At 37.3% G+C, this 17,828-nt stretch carries 12 protein-coding genes; 4 read left to right on the top strand and 8 right to left on the bottom strand.

The genetic code is table 11. The features are described from left to right. Positions 1 to 151 precede the first annotated feature (151 nt). Complete coding sequence (locus I215_RS13045; RefSeq protein ID WP_008992451.1) at positions 152 to 976, bottom strand: TrmH family RNA methyltransferase; 825 nt, start codon at positions 974 to 976, stop codon at positions 152 to 154. A gap of 160 nt (positions 977 to 1,136) precedes the next feature. Then, a complete protein-coding gene (locus tag I215_RS13040; protein ID WP_008992450.1) occupies positions 1,137 to 2,315 on the bottom strand; it encodes a hypothetical protein in 1,179 nt (392 codons plus the stop codon). Between the two features lie 460 nt (positions 2,316 to 2,775). Between I215_RS13040 and I215_RS13035 the strand changes: the two genes are divergently transcribed. Beyond that, a complete protein-coding gene (locus I215_RS13035) occupies positions 2,776 to 3,570 on the top strand; it encodes a hypothetical protein (protein ID WP_156800279.1) in 795 nt (264 codons plus the stop codon). Positions 3,571 to 3,629: 59 nt separating this feature from the next. Here I215_RS13035 and I215_RS13030 read toward each other — a convergent pair whose 3' ends face one another. Beyond that, the gene (locus tag I215_RS13030) at positions 3,630 to 4,736 is read right to left on the bottom strand and encodes a DUF3810 domain-containing protein (RefSeq protein ID WP_008992448.1); all 1,107 of its coding nucleotides are present in this window, start codon (positions 4,734 to 4,736) and stop codon (positions 3,630 to 3,632) included. 1,067 nt (positions 4,737 to 5,803) lie between these two features. Between I215_RS13030 and I215_RS13020 the strand changes: the two genes are divergently transcribed. Together I215_RS13020 and I215_RS13015 are read left to right on the top strand one after the other, a co-directional pair. Beyond that, positions 5,804 to 6,310: a hypothetical protein gene (locus tag I215_RS13020; RefSeq protein ID WP_008992446.1), complete on the top strand. Its 507-nt coding sequence runs from the start codon at positions 5,804 to 5,806 to the stop codon at positions 6,308 to 6,310. 295 nt (positions 6,311 to 6,605) lie between these two features. After that, complete coding sequence (locus I215_RS13015) at positions 6,606 to 8,069, top strand: aminoacyl-histidine dipeptidase (protein ID WP_008992444.1); 1,464 nt, start codon at positions 6,606 to 6,608, stop codon at positions 8,067 to 8,069. Between the two features lie 111 nt (positions 8,070 to 8,180). Here I215_RS13015 and I215_RS13010 read toward each other — a convergent pair whose 3' ends face one another. Beyond that, positions 8,181 to 8,540 (bottom strand): winged helix-turn-helix transcriptional regulator, encoded by a 360-nt coding sequence (locus I215_RS13010; protein WP_008992443.1) that lies wholly within the window; start codon positions 8,538 to 8,540, stop codon positions 8,181 to 8,183. 106 nt (positions 8,541 to 8,646) lie between these two features. On the opposite strand from I215_RS13010, the gene I215_RS13005 reads away from it, so the two are divergent. After that, the gene (locus I215_RS13005; RefSeq protein WP_008992442.1) at positions 8,647 to 9,276 is read left to right on the top strand and encodes an NAD(P)H-dependent oxidoreductase; all 630 of its coding nucleotides are present in this window, start codon (positions 8,647 to 8,649) and stop codon (positions 9,274 to 9,276) included. Between the two features lie 110 nt (positions 9,277 to 9,386). On the opposite strand, the gene I215_RS13000 is transcribed toward I215_RS13005, so the two are convergent. The 4 genes from I215_RS13000 to gltB form a co-directional block, all read right to left on the bottom strand. After that, complete coding sequence (locus tag I215_RS13000) at positions 9,387 to 10,118, bottom strand: DUF4369 domain-containing protein (protein WP_008992441.1); 732 nt, start codon at positions 10,116 to 10,118, stop codon at positions 9,387 to 9,389. A gap of 55 nt (positions 10,119 to 10,173) precedes the next feature. Then, the gene (locus I215_RS12995) at positions 10,174 to 11,433 is read right to left on the bottom strand and encodes a DUF819 family protein (protein ID WP_008992440.1); all 1,260 of its coding nucleotides are present in this window, start codon (positions 11,431 to 11,433) and stop codon (positions 10,174 to 10,176) included. Between the two features lie 130 nt (positions 11,434 to 11,563). Further along, entirely contained in the window at positions 11,564 to 13,024 is a 1,461-nt protein-coding gene (locus I215_RS12990; RefSeq protein ID WP_008992439.1) for a glutamate synthase subunit beta, read from the bottom strand. Between the two features lies 1 nt (position 13,025). Continuing rightward, positions 13,026 to 17,546 carry a glutamate synthase large subunit gene (gene gltB, locus I215_RS12985; protein ID WP_008992438.1) on the bottom strand — a complete coding sequence of 1,507 codons (4,521 nt, stop codon included), beginning with the start codon at positions 17,544 to 17,546 and terminating at the stop codon, positions 13,026 to 13,028. Positions 17,547 to 17,828: the final 282 nt, after the last annotated feature.

The raw sequence follows: 17,828 nt of genomic DNA, 5'->3' as shown, positions 1-17,828 counted from the left end.
CCATTGGCTCTGCCGTGGGTGGGTAGTTCACAGCGAATCCCAAATATTTTCGAAATATGTAAAGTGAAATACTCTAAATATGTAAAGTAAAGCATCTTAAAATGATGTAACACGCTGTTTTGCAGTGATTTATTTCTGACTAATGTAGGGACTAAAAACCCCGCTGACGTTTAGCCTCGAAGATGATAATTGCAGCCGAAACAGAGACATTCATAGAGTCAATTTCTCCTTGCATTGGTATGATAATGTTCTGATCAGAATTATCTAACCATTTATTACTCAATCCTGTTGCTTCAGTACCCACTACAATGGCTGATGGATTATTGTAATCAACTGTACTATAATTTACTGAAGCTGTTAAGGCGGCGGTGTGTATTTGAATACCTTTAGCTTTTAGAAACTCAATAACCTCCTCCGTACTTGCTGTAGCGACAGAGTTTGTAAATAGACATCCTACACTAGAGCGGATGATGTTAGGGTTGTAAAGATCCGTTTTTGGATTGGCTATAATAACAGCATCCAGTTTTGCGGCATCTGCAGTCCTTAACAAGGCACCAATGTTTCCAGGTTTCTCTGGAGCTTCAGCTACAAGTATTAAAGGGTTTTCACTCAAGGTGAGTTGATCAAGATTATGATTAATACTTTTTACAAGTGCTATGACCCCCTCTGTGGTTTGCCTATATGCAAGTTTCTGATATACCTCTTTAGTGATTTGTATGTAATGTTCAGAGTTTTGCACCTTTGTTAGCTCCATCAACTGATCAAGCGCAATAATTTCTGGATCAAACCAAATACTTTGGATTTCATATCCAGCACTAACGGCAAGTTGAAGTTCACGCATACCTTCCAAGACGAATAGACCAGACTTACGACGTTCTCTAGATTTATCCTTTAGTTGTATAAGTTGCTTAACAAGACTATTATGGGTACTGCTTATTGTTTTCAAATTGCCAGTTTTTTTGACAAAAATAAGCATTTAACACAATCCATGAGTTATGGTTATTAGATTGATTAACCATATATGGGCAGCTCCCGAGTTTAACAGGAGGATAATATAGTGGAAAAAGTAAGACCAAAGCATTTTAGATAATGCTCTGGCCATTATTAATACTTAGGTTGCTTTATGACTAATCCATTTAGGCATATAAATACTTTGGAGGTTCTAATAAATAGTGGTCTGTAGTGATTTCTAATTCATCAATGATCCGTTCTAAACATTCTACTTCTTCAAATGGAAGTAATTCTAGGATGTGTTCAAGAGTTGTTTGAATATTGAGTTTTGGTTCTGGAAAGATATCTGTATTCTCATTCCCAAGAGCCATTATACAAACCTTTAGTAATCCTGAAATATGGTAGAGGATGTCGGCTGTGCCATCTACTTTTAGATTGGCCTTGTAATAGATTTTATCGTGACCAGGACGAAGTTCTAAAATTTTACGATTCACTAAATTTTGAAGATCTTTTCGGATTTTTTGAAACCCTTGATCTGGAGTTAAGTGCGGTAGACGCTTTAGCTTTCCAAGTTTTTCAAAATCATATTTGGTAGCCTTTAACTGGCTTCTAAATAATTGTAATGTTGCTTTAAGAGTAATGTTTGCCTTGGAGGTTATAGCTTCTATTTCTTGCTCGTTTAAAAATGTAGGTGTCATAAAGTTTTTTTCGGCTGCTTGATCTAAATATTCCAATAGTTGACGGTCTTGCTCAATGTGAATATCATATACGCAACTTAGGTTTATATCAAATGGAGCAAATAGATTTTGAAGTTCGCTAATTAAATGTTCTTCGAACTGATGCCCTAAATGAAATTCAGCTGCGATATCCAATAAGCTTTTATGATAGGCATATAGGGAGAAAAGTGCCTTTGCAAAGTTCCCTTCATCTTTATGTTCACAGGCAGCATCTAAATGATGTACACAAGAACTGAGTTGGTGATCGATTTGTTCTCTTACAAGATCAAAGGTCACTTCATTGATCTCAACCTGGAACTGCTCCAAATTAGCATCTCTAACATGATAGATGAGGTTTTCTATTTGACAGTGCTGCATAAAAAACAGATTGTGCTGTTTTAATAATGATATTGCATAATCAAGTGGGAAAACTTTAAAAGTATACATACGTGCTTCCCTAAAAATAGCATTCATTTTTGAAACCATCTCCTGATTAACTGTTTTAGTACTTCCCTGGTGTAGTACAATAATTAAAGGTATTACGGATTCAGTGGATCTAAGTTGTGATTCGAAAACATAGCATAGGTCCATCATGGTACTTAATTGATCAATAATTTTTTCTAGTTGTGGATCTTTTTCCTGAAACATGATTCAAAATTTTATGGTTAATATTATTTGTTCAACTAGTTGTAATGTTATTTATAATGATCAGAAAAATCAAACAGAAAAAGTGGTGTAAACAACTATTTATTAACAGATTAAGTGTTCTTTTTACTATTAATACGTCTGAATTTTCAACACTTAAACATGGTAAATACGTTAGTTTTTAGCATCACAGAGTTTATAATTAGCTTGTGGAGATTATTATGACCTTTAAGCAGTTTTAGGTTACGTGTTTAATGCAGTTAGATTTTACTAATTGATTAGTTGCTTTTTTATATTTATTCACCCTAAAATGTCCTCTGTGCTATCCATTAATAGAATGACTTAACCTTAATTTCCGGCAATTAATATTTACCTTACGGTTTACCGTAAGGTAACTCGTTGGGCATTAAATATCTTTGGCGGATAAACTTTTATTGGGGAAAAGATGTTTAATAAAATTCGAGTGCTGGCAATTCTGTCAGTGGTATTTACATGTGTAATAAGCTGTGACGATTCACTAGATGAGATATTTCAAGAATCTGTACAAATTAATCGAGAACACTTATTAAAATCTATTAAAATAACTAATAATGATAGTAAAGTGGGTAAGCTATATGAATTTAACTATTCACAAAAGCAAGACACGCTATTATTTATTAATACAACCATTGTACCTGGTGATGACCCGGAAGAAGGTGATGATTATCAAAGTCCTGAACTTAAATTTGAATATAATGAGGATAATGGTGAGTTAAAGAACTTTGAAAGTTTGGTAGAGGGCCAACAAGGGGAAGAGGGGATCGTTTACCTTGATTTACTTATTCCGAATCCTTATAATGATCCTAAGCCTGAATTTTATGTTCTAGAGCAGGATAGATATTCTAATCCTACTTTGTTACGGATGATTGTAAAGGAGGATGAGGAAGTGAAATTGCTTTATGTCAATATAACATATGATACAGAGTTGAATCCATACAAACCATATTTGGAGTTAGCAGGTGTTATTGAGGCTGCCGATAGTAAGGCTAATATTTCAGGACGTCGACAATTTTTTACCAGTGAATTCCTTCCGACCTTTAATCCGACGAACATCGAATTTTGGAATGAAAATCAACTAGAACATCGTTATTGGTTCATACCTGAGTATGATGAAAAATATAGAATTACTAAAGCTAATGTTTATTATAAAGATGATGCACAATTACATTTAAGTACAAAAACAGTTGAATATTCCTACTTGGACAGTACTATAAAATAACCCTACTATTTAATTTGTGTTAATGACCATATGTGTACGGTATACCCACTCCTACACAATTAAAACAGTGAGTTCGAGGGAAATTGAATCTCGCTGTTTTTTTTATGGTTTGCTTTGTGATAATTTACTAGTAGTGCTACAACATAGCTATAGGACTTAATTCCCTTTTTCTGATTGTTGGCTTTTAAAAATGAATTGAAAGTTCTTTTAAAATAAGGTTCGGCTTTTGTCTTGTACTTTTTCCAAAACGTATTGACTTCAATGTAATTTTTGATGATACCTGGATATAATTGGTTTTTAAGAACTTCAAATTGTTCTGGACTTTTTCTCTCTACTGCGGCAAGCGCATAACGCAGTACATATAAATATCCAGAATACTTAAAGTATAAATCAGAGTTATGTATGGCTGCTAAAAATCCGATAAAGTTTGCTTCATTCTCTGCAGAATATCCTATTTGATGAGCTTGTTCATGACAGCTTACCACTGGATATCTGTAGTTGATTTGTAAGCCATTGACCTGGGCTTCATTGGTGAAGGGGTTTAAGTATCCACCATACCCCATGTAGGTTAGTCCAGTAGAGTATAAAGAAGTCTTTATGCTCTGGGTCTCTATCTGTAAATTTGGATATTGATCGGCAAGCTTCTGGTATCCTTCTAAACTTTTCTGGTAGATCTCCTCTCTAGAATATGGAATTTTGATTATAGCTGTGGAATCAGGGTTTAGTTGTTTGTGTAGGGAGTTACTTTGTTGGATAAGATAGTTAGTGTAATTGTATAATTCTTCTTGAGTATAAAGCTCTGAAAGACCAAGTTTTTCATGTAGGGGAAGTCGATAATAGTTAAATCCCCATAACAGATGAAATAAGGCATAGAGCACAGCGATCACTACAAAACACTCTCTGAGTATTTCAATGGGTTTTTTAAAAAGCTTAGGTAATTCTTTAACTAAGAATCGTATTAAAAACACAGCTGCAATAGAGTATATGATATCACCCACTGAAATGGGAATCCATCCGAATATATAGCGTGCTATTTTAGAAATTACTGGGTATATTCCAGAACTATAATAGGTTTCTACAAAGTTTGGAAAGGATCCAATTATTTTAACCAAAAGTATTTGAGGGACAATGGAAAGCGCAATGAGTGTTTTTAAGTGTTTTGCCATAAACTCAAAATTAGTCAATCTTGGTGGTTGCAAAAAGACTAAAACACAAGAATTTATAAAGTCCGAAAAATTAATAAAACTTTTGCATTACCTAGATTTTGATATCCCAATATGCTATAGTGCGATAAAACTTTGAAGCAAAAAGGAACGGCCTATTATGATTATCGCTTCCTCATTCTAATGAATTCGGAACTCACAATGGCTCAAAAACAATTCAAAGGAGTATAGGTCTTATTAAATCTGGATAGCGCTGGTCGAAAACTTCTCTATTATTATATTTCTTTAACTAATTCTGCTGTTAAAATTTTATCATCAAAGTCCTTCAGACTCTATGTAAGGGGTTTAAAATAAGGAAACCCGTAAAATGTAGTACCTGCGTAACCTTCATTTCTTTTCATGTTTGATGGTCTCTTCTCATTTTTGCCCGGAATTTGATTCTACCCCTCAAGAATTTATAATTCAATTGTTATGATTACTCAGTAATAATTCGTAAAATTATTGGAAGACTACTACTGCTATTTATCTTATTTTTTGTTGGAAGTTTACTAGCATATGCACAAGTGGGTATTGGTACCGATATGCCAAATTCATCCAGTCAATTGGAAATTGTAGCAAAAGATAGAGGGGTTCTTATACCACAAGTTTCTTTAACTGGAACAACTGATCAAACAACGATCGGTTCTAGTAATATAGAAAGTCTCTTGGTACATAATATCCAAACTATTTCTGATGTTAGACCTTGATATTACTATTGGTTTGAGGACAGTTGGAAAAGGATAGTAATCTCTGATGAGGTCAATAATGATTTTACTGAAACTGTAACTACTTTAGAGAATAACAATGACGGAACCTATACATATGTTAACGAAGACGGGACATCTACGGTCATCGACTTAAACGAAATTGATCTATTAATTTCAGTAGTTGATAACGGTGATGGAACCTATAGTTTTAAAGATCAACCTGGAAATACTCTGGTTACAATTGACACCAGCGCATCGGCTAGTGGCTATGATGGTTCAACTAGTGGATTAACATCTACAAATGTTCAGGATGCCATTGATGAGGTGTTAGCTGAGATTAATTCTGGGGGTGGTGTTAGTCTTATTGATAATGTTGATGGGACAGTTTCTCTGGCATCGGAAGATGGAACTCCTTTAGGAACTATAGCTAAAACAGCGGTAACTGATAATACAGATGGAACCTATACCATAGATAATGGAAACGGGACTCCTGTTGCAATTGATACGAATGCTGGTTCGCTTGGTTTTGATAATTCTACCAATGGTTTTACCTCTACAAATGTTCAAGGGGCACTGGAAGAGATCAAAAGTCAACTTGACGGAACTACCGATATTTTAGTTGATAACGGTGATGGTACGTTTACCCATACAGCTGTTGATGGTGCTGAGGTTATTATGGACGCCAATACCACAAGCTTAACAGTAACCGATGGTGTTTACAACTTTACAAATGGAGTAGGGACAACAATAGCCACGATTGATACAAACGCTTCAGCTAGTGGTTATGATGGTTCAACTAGATGGTTATTCAAATGGTCGTTTAACGATTAATGAAAGTCAGCCACTTCCAAGTGGAACCTACTTTTATATTTTGAATTATCAATACTCTAAATTCTTGAGGGACTTATAGTTTCTTGTATTTTAGTTTTACCTTAATTTGCGATATTCGAATCTTCCCAGTCCAGTTACGTTGTAAGGTACATCATAGATTTTCTATGGTTAAATAGGTTTATTTTTCTAAAAGTCAATCTTAAGATAATTGATTGCATAAAGGATGAATCCCTATCCTAGATTGCGGAATTCTAAGATAACATTGGTATTTTTGCCAAAATCTAAATTTATAAAAATGAATTCAGAGATTAGAGCATTAGAACCAATTTCGGTATGGAATAATTTTGCAGACTTAAATGCCGTACCTAGGGCTTCAAAAAAAGAGGAACAGGTCATTGCATTTATGATGGCATTTGGCCAAGGATTAGGATTGTCTACAACTAAAGATGAGGTAGGCAATGTTATTATCCGTAAACCTGCCACACCAACAATGGAAAACCGCAAAACGGTAGTGTTACAATCCCATTTGGATATGGTCCATCAGAAAAACCGCGATACAAAATTTGACTTTAGTACCCAAGGTATTGAAATGATGGTCGTCGATGGATGGGTGAAGGCAAATGGAACCACACTTGGAGCTGATAATGGAATGGGAGTAGCTGCAATAATGGCTATTTTACAGAGTAATCAATTACAGCACCCTGCAATTGAGGCATTGTTTACAATTGATGAAGAAACTGGAATGACAGGGGCTCAAGGTCTCAAAGGTGGAATTCTCAAAGGTGATATCCTTTTGAATTTGGATACAGAGGAAGATGATGAAATAGATATAGGATGTGCTGGTGGTGTAGATTTAACTGCAAGCCGCTCATATAAGGAAGAAGAAACTCCTTCTGGAGTTATGGCATACCAGATTAGTGTGAAGGGACTTCACGGTGGACATAGTGGTATGGATATTCACCGTGGTTTTGGTAACGCTAATAAAATAATGAACCGATTGTTATTCGAAGGTTTTGAAAGCTTTGGATTACGTATAGCAAGTATTGATGGGGGAGGGCTCAGAAATGCAATTCCAAGGGAGAGTGAAGCGGTCGTTGTAGTGGATGAAATTCATCACGATGCTTTTGCTTTAGAGTTTAATCAATTGGCATCTTCCATAAAGAAAGAATTCAAAGTAATGGATCCTAATCTTGTGATTAGTGCGGAGGTAACAGATGTTCCTGCCTTTGTAATGGAGCTTGGTGTTCAGGAAGGGATTACAAGAGCGATTTATGCCGCTCACAACGGCGTTTATGCTATGAGTCCAACTATGGAGGATTTGGTACAAACATCTAATAACATTGCTAGGGTTAAAATTAAAGAAGGGAAGCTAAAAGTAATGTGTTTAACACGGTCTTCAGTGGAATCTTCAAAAATAGATCTCGCCAATGCCTTACGTTCTTGTTTTGAACTGTGTGGGTGTTCGGTGGAACTTAAAGGTTTTTATCCAGGATGGAATCCAAATATGAACAGTCCTATTTTAAAGGTATTGACGGCTAAGTATGAAGAATTATTCAATGATAAACCTAAAGTTGTAGCATGTCACGCTGGTTTAGAATGTGGTATTCTAGGTCAGAATTACCCAGAAATGGATATGATTAGTTTTGGTCCTACTATAAAAGGAGCACACTCTCCAGATGAAAGAGTGGAAATTGAATCAGTAAAAAAGTTTTGGAAGTTTTTAAAAGAAATCCTTGCCAATACTCCAATTAAAGAGTAAGCTAGGATATAAAACGAATCGAGAGAGGGCTATTGGGATGACAACTTTTAATTTTTGACAACTCAGTATGCCTTCTTTTTACAGATTCCGCTTTCAAACCCATCATCCAAATCACCCGATTATCTTTTTACGGTGATTGAGCCCCCATTTTGCTATAGTTTGAGTTAGGGGTTGCACGGTTTTACCGTAATCCGTGAGCGTGTAACGAACGGTGATAGGGTGGGTGCTTAAAACTTCTCTATTGATGAGTTGATTTGTTTCTAATTCTTTGAGTTCTCTGCTGAGCATTTTTCCAGAAATACCTTCTACTTCTTTTAATAATTCAGAAAAACGCATCGCATTAAAACTCAAGCATGATATGATTGAAATCTTCCACTTACCTCCGATAACATCGAAAGCGTCATGAATTGCCCTTATGTTATTTCTACACATTTTGTGATCCCCTTTTAATTTAGTTTCTATTTTGTCCATGCCTTATGTTTGTTGATGGTTACCTAAATGTCACCATTACTTTTTGTCATAAAGTTACTAAATGTCACTGCCTAAACATAACTTTGTTGTTTTAAAAATTAGAATTATGGATTTAATACAAGATTTAAATTGGAGATATGCCACAAAAAGCTATTCCAATGAAAAGATAAGCGAAGAGAAATTGGACTTTATCACTGAGGCTATTAATCTTTCTGCATCCTCATGTGGACTACAGCCATACCGTGTATTGGCAATAGATAACGCCGAACTAAAAGAGAAACTCGGCGCGAATTCATTTAATAAACAGATCGCTCATTCTTCACACCTTTTAGTTTTTGCTGCATACAATAAAGTAACCACGCAGCATATTAGAAATTTGGTAGAACTGACTGCTGAAAAACAAGGAGTTCCTACTGAATCACTAGAAGGATTATTCACTACGATGGATTCTTATTTTAGTAGTAGAACTGATGACCAAAACAAACTTTGGGCTGAAAAGCAAACATATATTGCCCTGGGAACGGCTTTAATCGCTGCAGCTAATGTTAAGGTAGATGCGACTCCAATGGAAGGTTTTGATCCTGAATTATTTGATGAGTTACTCAGTTTGAAAGAGAAAAACTTACATAGTGTAGTGATCCTTTCTTTAGGGTACCGTGATCAAGAAAATGATTTCTTAGCTGATGCACCAAAGGTAAGAATACCAGTAAAAGATATGGTGACAAGAATCAGTTAGCATGTTATATACCTAAGACTTTATTTGGTTAAAATAATTTGCTAATAAGCTGTAGTGCCACATCGGTGTATCAATGGGATGTCTCGGTATGGCACTACAGCTTATTATTTCTAATTGATACTGTCAATTTCGGCCTTAGCAATATCGTCTTTTATATCCGTGATATATTCCCTCAGTAGCTTTCCGTATTTAGAGTCCGCGACCTCTGGAGTAAGTGTATTTGAAATTGAATCTAGATATTTAATATTTACATTATAAGCATCTACAAGCGTAATATATGGCGCGACATAGGAGTCAGTATTGTTAAGTACAAAGTTAATGGTGTATAGATAGCTTCTTTTTGCATTTTGATCGGAGCGTGTCTGTAGCGAATCCACTAAAGTCATATTTCCTGCTTTACTTGCCTCTAAAATTTCCTTTATCAGGTCAAGATTTTCGCCTCCAAATTTTGAACGTATTTTTTTGTATTCATTCCATTTCGTATGACTCTCTGAACCTTCAATTTTTGCCTCTGGTGCAAAAAAGTCTCTGGTGGTCTGAACATTGATCACCCCAGGTTCTGCAAAAATATCTAGTTGATCATTTAAGTTATTTCTGTCATTTTTATCTAAATATAGGGTGAGAACTTCTGGACTTTCAATATCTGTTGTAAACTGAAAGTTAGGCTCTCCATCAATTTTAACGGAATCGATACTAATTAAAGTACTATCCTTTACTTTTTGTAAATATATTTTTCCTTTACGTAGTCCCTTCACAGTTCCATTGATGGTTAAATTACCGGTTTCTTTAGCACAAGATGCCAGGATTAAAGCTGTGAATAGTAGGGTGATGAGTTTATTCATTTTGTGTTATTTTACAAGTCGCAAATATGCATATTTCTTTATTAAGATACTAGCTTTAGTATGCCATTTGCATTAAATAGGCACATAAAATAGCTCCATAGGCACCTACGGCATATCCGAAGACGGCTAGAAGCACTCCAACAGTTGCTAGTGATGGATGAAATTCCGCAGCTACAACAGGTGCAGATGCTGCTCCTCCAACATTGGCCTGACTTCCTACAGCTAAAAAGAAATAGGGTGCTCTAATAAGTTTGGCTACTATAATTAACAATAATGCATGAATGCTCATCCATATGAGTCCAATAGCTAATAGTCCTGGGTTATCGAATATTTTAAAAATGTCCATTTTCATTCCAATAGTGGCTACAAGGACATAAATACATATTGATCCGAATTTACTTGCTCCAGCTCCTTCATAGTTTCTGAATTTGGTAAAGGACAAGCCTATTCCTATAGCTGTGGCTATAGTGATCATCCAGAAAAATTGTGATCCAAAAGACGAAAGTGCACTCGAGGTATCACTAATGGCCTCAAAGTTAGCTGTGAGATAGTCCGATATATTGTTGGCTCCCCAATGAGAGATTCCAACTGGTACAAACGCTAAGGCTAGTATAACCATATAGTCAGAGAGACTTGGCTGTCGAGAAATACTCTCTGAAAATTCTGTAACTTTTTTCTTTAACTTTTCAATGGCGCTGTTATCTGCTTTTAACCAACGGTCAATTTTATCGCTTTTCCCTGCGCCTAATAGTAGTACCGCCATCCATAGATTTGCCACCACGATGTCAACCAATACCATTCCACCGTATTTTTCCGGATTGTATTTAAATATCTCCAGCATAGCCGCTTGATTAGCTCCTCCGCCGATCCAACTTCCCGCTAAGGTAGATAGACCTCTCCATATTTCATCGGGCCCAACACCTCCTACAGTCTCGGGTGATACTAAAGCGACTAAGAATAGTGCAATGGGTCCACCGATAATAATCCCGATGGTTCCCGTGAAAAACATAATTAATGCCTTTGGGCCAAGATTAAATACAGCCTTTAAATCAATGCTAAGAGTCATTAAAACGAGTGCTGCAGGTAAAAGATATCTACTGGCAATAAAATACAAATTGGAAGTCTCATCGGAAATAATTCCAAAAGAATTAAAAAGCGAAGGAAGCAGGTAACACATTAATACTCCAGGGATGATTTTGTAGAACTTCTTCCAAAATGAATTAGAACTCGCGGTGGTGTAAAAAACAAAACCAAGGCATAACATTATGATACCCAATGTCATAGTGTCATCTGAAAAAACTGGAGAATCTTGCATAAAAAAATTTTTGGGAAAATACAAAAACCCTTGGAATTATCAAGGGTTGTGAAGGTTTTAAAAAAATAGCTGACTCAACATAATATCAAGCCAGCTAATGGTCACCAAAACAAATATTGCCTTTGTTGGTTTATGCGGCTGGTAAATCTCCTTTTTCTTTAGTTGGTAATGAGGATGCCCCCATTAAGTAATGATCTACATGATATGCAGCTTCTCTTCCTTCAGATATTGCCCAAACAATTAGGGATTGTCCTCTTCGCATATCTCCTGCTGCAAATATGTGTGGTATGTTGGTTTGATAATTATTACTGGCCTTAATGTTGCTTCGTTGATCGGTATGCAATCCTAACTGTTCACTAAGGGTTTCTTCTGGACCAGTGAATCCTAAGGCTAGTAATGCCAAGTCGCATGGCCACTCTTTCTCAGTGCCATCAACCTCTTGTAATTGAGGTCGTTCTCCTGGAATTTTAACCCATTTTACCTCTACAGTTTTAATAGCTTTAAGGTTGCCTTGGGCATCTTTTACAAATTCTTTTGTCAAAATGCTCCAATTCCTTTCAACTCCTTCTTCATGAGAAGAACTTGTCTTAAGGGTAAAGGGCCAATATGGCCAAGGATTTTCCTCGCTTCTGTACTGCGGAGGCATTGGCATGATTTCAAAATTAGTCACTGATTTAGCGCCATGACGATTGGAAGTTCCTACGCAGTCAGAACCTGTATCACCACCTCCAATTACAATAACATCTTTTCCTTTGGCATTTAAATCAGCTGAACTTTCCGCTTGACCATCTACAACTTGGTTATTTCTTTTTAAGAATTCCATCGCTTGTACGACTCCTTTAGCGTCGGTTCCAGGGATTGGAAGTCCTCTTCTTTTGGTAGCTCCTCCACATAAAACCACAGCGTCAAAGTCATGTAAGTCTTCGACTTTGTAATTAACACCAACATGAACACCTGTTTTAAATTCGATTCCCTCTTGTTCTAGGATTGAAATTCTTCGATCAATAACACTTTTTTCTAATTTAAAATCCGGAATACCATAGCGCAAAAGTCCACCTACTTTTTTATCTCTCTCAAAGACTGTTACCATATGTCCAGCGCGGTTTAACTGTTGAGCTGCTGCAAGTCCAGAAGGTCCTGATCCAATAACTGCAACGGTTTTTCCGCTACGTTTTTTAGGTGGATTTGCCTTTATCCAGCCCTCTTTAAAACCGCGTTCAACAATGTATTTTTCAATAAGCTCTATCGATACTGGAGGTTGAATGATCCCTAAAACACAAGCTGATTCACAGGGTGCAGGGCATAATCGACCAGTAAACTCAGGGAAATTGTTGGTTGAGTGAAGTATATGGATTGCCTTTTGCCAGTTGTTTTTATAGACTGCATCGTTGAAATCGGGAATTAAATTACCCAAGGGGCATCCACTATGGCAAAATGGGATTCCACAATCCATGCATCGTGCTCCTTGATTACTCAGTGCTTGTGGATTTAATTCTTTGGTGAATTCTTTGTAATCCTTAAGACGCTTATCAACAGCAATTGTAGTTTCTTGTTCTCTCTCGTATTCTAAAAATCCTCTTAGTTTTCCCATCTTATGCTATTGTTAATTCTTGTTCAACTTCAGTGTTTTGTTCGGCTAATAATTCCAGTGCCTTTTTATATTCGGTTGGCATCACTTTTATGAAATTTTTACTATTTGCTAACCAATCACTCAGTATTCTACCAGCTAGGGGACTTTGGGTGTATTCTAAATGATTTGTGATTAGTCTTTTTAATTCTTGTAAATCTTGTTCACTGAGAGATTCAAAGGCAACCATTTCCATGTTGATATCGTTTGTGTCTAGTGCGTGATCTGGATTGTAGATGTAGGCGATTCCTCCACTCATTCCAGCGGCGAAATTTCGACCTATTTTACCTAGTATAACTGCAATTCCTCCAGTCATGTATTCGCAACCGTGATCTCCAATGCCTTCTACTACGGCTTTGGCACCTGAGTTTCTAACCAAGAAACGCTCCCCTGCAATTCCATTGATATAGGCCTCTCCATTGATAGCACCATACATGGCTACATTTCCGATAATAACATTCTCCTCTGGTTTAAAGGTTGCTTCCTCTGGAGCCTTGACAATTAATTTTGCTCCTGAGAGTCCCTTACCAAAATAATCATTGGTGTTTCCGCTTACTGTCATGGTAAGCCCCTTGGTTGCAAATGCACCAAAGCTTTGCCCAGCAGCTCCTTTAAAGTTTAGATGAAGGGTGTCCTCTGGTAGTCCTTTTTCTCCGTGTATTTTGGAAATTTCATTGCTTAAGATAGCTCCTGTGGTACGGTTAATATTGGTAATTGGGAAATCTAAGGTCATTTTCTCCTTACGGTACACCGCAGGGTGAGCCTGCCTTAGAATTTCAAAATCCAATACACCTTCTAAATGATGATCTTGCTTTTGAGTATTGTATAGTTTTACATCTTCTGAAACTCTTGGCTTGTAAAGAATCTTTGATAAATCAATGCCTTGTGCTTTGTAATGCTCAATGGCTGTGTTCATGTCTAATTTTTGACTTTGACCCACCATTTCCTCAATACTTCTAAATCCAAGATCGGCCATGATTTGTCGTAATTCTTCGGCCACAAAGTACATGAAGTTAATTACGTGCTCGGGACTTCCTTTAAAGTTTTTACGCAACTCTGGATCCTGGGTGGCAATTCCAACAGGGCAGGTGTTTAGATGGCAAGCGCGCATCATTACACAACCTGAGGCAACAAGCGGTGCGGTGGCGAACCCGAATTCTTCTGCTCCCAGTAGACAAGCTACAGCCACATCTCTTCCTGTTTTTAATTGCCCGTCACACTCAACAACGATTCGATTTCTAAGATCATTAAGTATAAGTGTTTGTTGCGCCTCTGCAATACCTAGTTCCCATGGCAAACCTGCGTGGCGTAAGGAAGTCAGTGGAGAGGCTCCTGTTCCTCCGTCAAATCCTGATATTAGTACCACATCTGCTTTTGCTTTTGCCACACCAGCTGCAATAGTTCCTACACCTACCTCGGATACTAATTTGACATTTACTCTTGCTTCTCTATTGGCATTTTTAAGGTCAAAGATAAGTTGTGCCAAATCCTCAATCGAATAGATGTCGTGATGTGGAGGTGGGGATATAAGCCCTACATATGGGGTGGAATTTCTGGTTTTGGCAATGTCTGGATTTACCTTTGGTCCAGGTAATTGTCCACCTTCTCCCGGTTTAGCACCCTGAGCCATTTTAATTTGTATTTCCTTGGCATTTGACAGGTAATTTATAGATACCCCGAAACGTCCTGAAGCAACTTGCTTAATAGCACTGTTTCTCCAATTTCCGTTGAGGTCTTTATGGAAACGATCTGGGTTTTCCCCTCCTTCACCAGAGTTACTTCTTCCTCCTATACGATTCATGGCAATGGCTAAATTCTCATGTGCCTCTTTGCTAATGGAACCAAAGGACATAGCACCAGTTTTGAAACGTTTAACAATTTCTGTCCATGGCTCTACTTCTTCAATTGGAATAGGATTTAGACTTTTGAATTTAAACATTCCTCTAAGTGTCATTAGGCGCTCACTCTGCTCGTTGATCATTTCAGCATATTGCTTGTAGCTTGAGAACTTATTGCTTCGTACGGCTTGTTGTAATTTTGCAACAGTGGTGGGGTTGAACATATGACGCTCCCCGTTTCTTCTCCATCGGTAATCTCCTCCAATCTCTAAATCGAGTTTAGCGTAATTACTGTCTTGGGTGTACGCCTTACGATGTTTGTTTTGTATTTCTTTTTCAATTTCATAGATTCCAATACCTTCGATCCTAGTTGGGGTATTGGTGAAATACTTATCGACGAATTTTTTGTTTAATCCAAGAGCTTCGAATATCTGAGCTCCGCGATAGGAGTGCAGGGTAGAGATTCCGATCTTATTCATAATCTTCACAATACCTTTTCCGATGGCTTTGTTGTAGTTCAATACAGCTTCTTCGAAAGTGGTCGTGATTTCTCCATCATTGACAAGTTTGTCGATCAGTTCATTAACCATATATGGGTTGATTGCACTAGCGCCATATCCGAATAATAAAGCAAAATGATGCGGTTCTCTTGGTTCAGCTGATTCTATGATTATTCCAATTGAAGATCTTTTAGCTCTACGTCCAAGTTCGTGATGCACAAATGAACAGGCTAGCGCTGAAGGAATAGGAGCCTTTTCTTTGGAGATATTTCTATCGGAGAGTATAATGATATTACTGCCGTTATCGATCGCAGAGGCAATCTCATCAACCATTGCATCTAAACGCGCCTCGAGACCATTGAGTCCTTTGTCAATGTCGTAGAGCATTGAAATAGAAGTCGCTTTAAAATCTGGGTGATCGATGTATTTTATTTTATCTAAATCTTCATTGGAGATGACTGGGTTTTGAATCTTTAACTTTTTACATTGTTCTGGAATGATGTCAAAGATGTTTTTATCCCCTCCAATGCAAAGACTGATATCGGTTACGATTTCTTCTCGTATACCATCCAATGGTGGATTGGTAACCTGAGCGAATAGTTGTTTAAAGTAGTTAAACAACAATTGGGATTTGTCGGATAAAACGGCCAGTGGGGTATCAGTACCCATGGATCCGATGGCTTCTTTCCCAAGGGTAGCCATAGGAATAATAAGCGTTTTGATGTCTTCTTCCGTATATCCAAATGCTTTTTGACGGGTTACGAAATCTTCTTTTTCAACAGGGGTCTTATTTCCTGTATAATCGATATTGGATAAGTGTAATAGATTCTCATCCAACCACGCTCTGTAAGATCTTTTAGAAACAATACTTTTCTTGACCTCCTGATCTCCGATGATACGACCTTCATTCATGTCCACAAGGAACATACGACCCGGCTCCAACCTACCGTGAAGTTCTACATTTTCAGGTTCGATATCAATGACTCCTGTTTCAGAGGACATGATAACAAAGCCGTCTTTTGTAACGGTATAACGTGATGGTCTTAATCCATTTCTATCCAGTAGAGCTCCTATATAATTTCCGTCAGTAAACGGGATGGATGCGGGTCCGTCCCATGGTTCCATGATGCAAGCATTGTATTCATAAAAGGCTTTTTTATCATCACTCATCGATAGGTGTTTCTCCCAGGCCTCAGGTACCATCATCATCATGGCCTCTGGAAGGGAGCGTCCTGTTTGTAATAACAATTCTAAAACCATGTCCATGGAGGCAGAATCTGATTTTCCCTCTAAGACCACTGGAGGAACCTCATTTATAATCTCTCCGAAAAGCTCCGTTTTAAAGAGTTCTTCACGAGCCTTCATTCTACTTAGGTTTCCTTTTAGGGTGTTGATTTCTCCGTTGTGACACATATAGCGAAAAGGTTGTGCTAAATCCCAAGTGGGGAAGGTGTTGGTGGAGAAACGTTGGTGTACTAAGGCGAGTTTGGTAACCACCTCTGGTTGTTCCAAATCAATATAATAGCGGCTGATGTCTTGTGGCATCAGTAGTCCTTTGTATATTATGGTATTGGTTGAGAGACTTGCAAAATAGAAATATTCAGCCTCTGCTAGATTTGAATCTAGGATGGCGTGTTCTGCGATTTTTCTTGCTGCAAAAAGTTTAGCATTAAAGGCTTGCTCGGATAATTCTTGATTATTTTTTCCGATAAAAACCTGCTTTATAGTCGGCTCTGTTTCTGCTGCAATAGTGCCAATACAACTCTTATCAACAGGGACATCTCTCCATCCGATAATATTTAAACCCTGTCGCTTGACATTTTGCTCAAAAATGTCCTTACAAAGTTTTGATTGGTTATCTGATTTTGGAAGGAAAAGCATTCCGACAGCATACTCTTTGCTTTGGGGGATTTCAAAATCACAAACTTCTTTGAAGTAGTCGTGAGGAATGTCGATCAATATACCTGCCCCATCACCAGTCTTACCATCCGCACTTACTGCTCCTCTGTGTTCAAGTCGTATCAGAATATCCAGTGCTTTATGAATGATGTCATTGGTTCTTACTCCGTTTAGGTTACAGATAAAACCTGCACCGCAATTGTCGTGTTCGTACTCTGGAGAGTACAGTCCTTGTTTTATTGGCTTCATATGGTAGTGTGATTTCCACAAAAATATCAAGAAAATTAAGGAATTATTAAGGTTTCGCTGATAATGTTGTAATTAATTGAACGTTACGAATAAATCCTTGTAAAAAACCCAATATAATAAATGAAATCAGGTCTATGTTATCATATTGTTAATTGAGTAATTATCTCGGGGTGATTTTGTAAAAACAAGGGGGTGTGTGTTGTGTTTAATGGTTTTTGAAGGAAATAAACCGATGTAATAGGGGGTGTGTTAGGTAATTGATAGTTTTATGTAGAGCATCGT

The organism is Galbibacter marinus, assembly GCF_000300875.1.
Lineage (GTDB): Bacteria > Bacteroidota > Bacteroidia > Flavobacteriales > Flavobacteriaceae > Galbibacter > Galbibacter marinus.
This window is presented reverse-complemented; position numbering and strand designations above follow the sequence as displayed.

Bases quoted from the DNA above. Each gene is read 5' to 3' on its own strand.
- I215_RS13045 (WP_008992451.1), bottom strand. From the start codon at position 976: ATGCTTATTTTTGTCAAAAAAACTGGCAATTTGAAAACAATAAGCAGT.
- I215_RS13040 (WP_008992450.1), bottom strand. From the start codon at position 2,315: ATGTTTCAGGAAAAAGATCCACAACTAGAAAAAATTATTGATCAATTA.
- I215_RS13030 (WP_008992448.1), bottom strand. From the start codon at position 4,736: ATGGCAAAACACTTAAAAACACTCATTGCGCTTTCCATTGTCCCTCAA.
- I215_RS13015 (WP_008992444.1), top strand. From the start codon at position 6,606: ATGAATTCAGAGATTAGAGCATTAGAACCAATTTCGGTATGGAATAAT.
- I215_RS13010 (WP_008992443.1), bottom strand. From the start codon at position 8,540: ATGGACAAAATAGAAACTAAATTAAAAGGGGATCACAAAATGTGTAGA.
- I215_RS13005 (WP_008992442.1), top strand. From the start codon at position 8,647: ATGGATTTAATACAAGATTTAAATTGGAGATATGCCACAAAAAGCTAT.
- I215_RS13000 (WP_008992441.1), bottom strand. From the start codon at position 10,118: ATGAATAAACTCATCACCCTACTATTCACAGCTTTAATCCTGGCATCT.
- I215_RS12995 (WP_008992440.1), bottom strand. From the start codon at position 11,433: ATGCAAGATTCTCCAGTTTTTTCAGATGACACTATGACATTGGGTATC.
- I215_RS12990 (WP_008992439.1), bottom strand. From the start codon at position 13,024: ATGGGAAAACTAAGAGGATTTTTAGAATACGAGAGAGAACAAGAAACT.
- gltB (WP_008992438.1), bottom strand. From the start codon at position 17,546: ATGAAGCCAATAAAACAAGGACTGTACTCTCCAGAGTACGAACACGAC.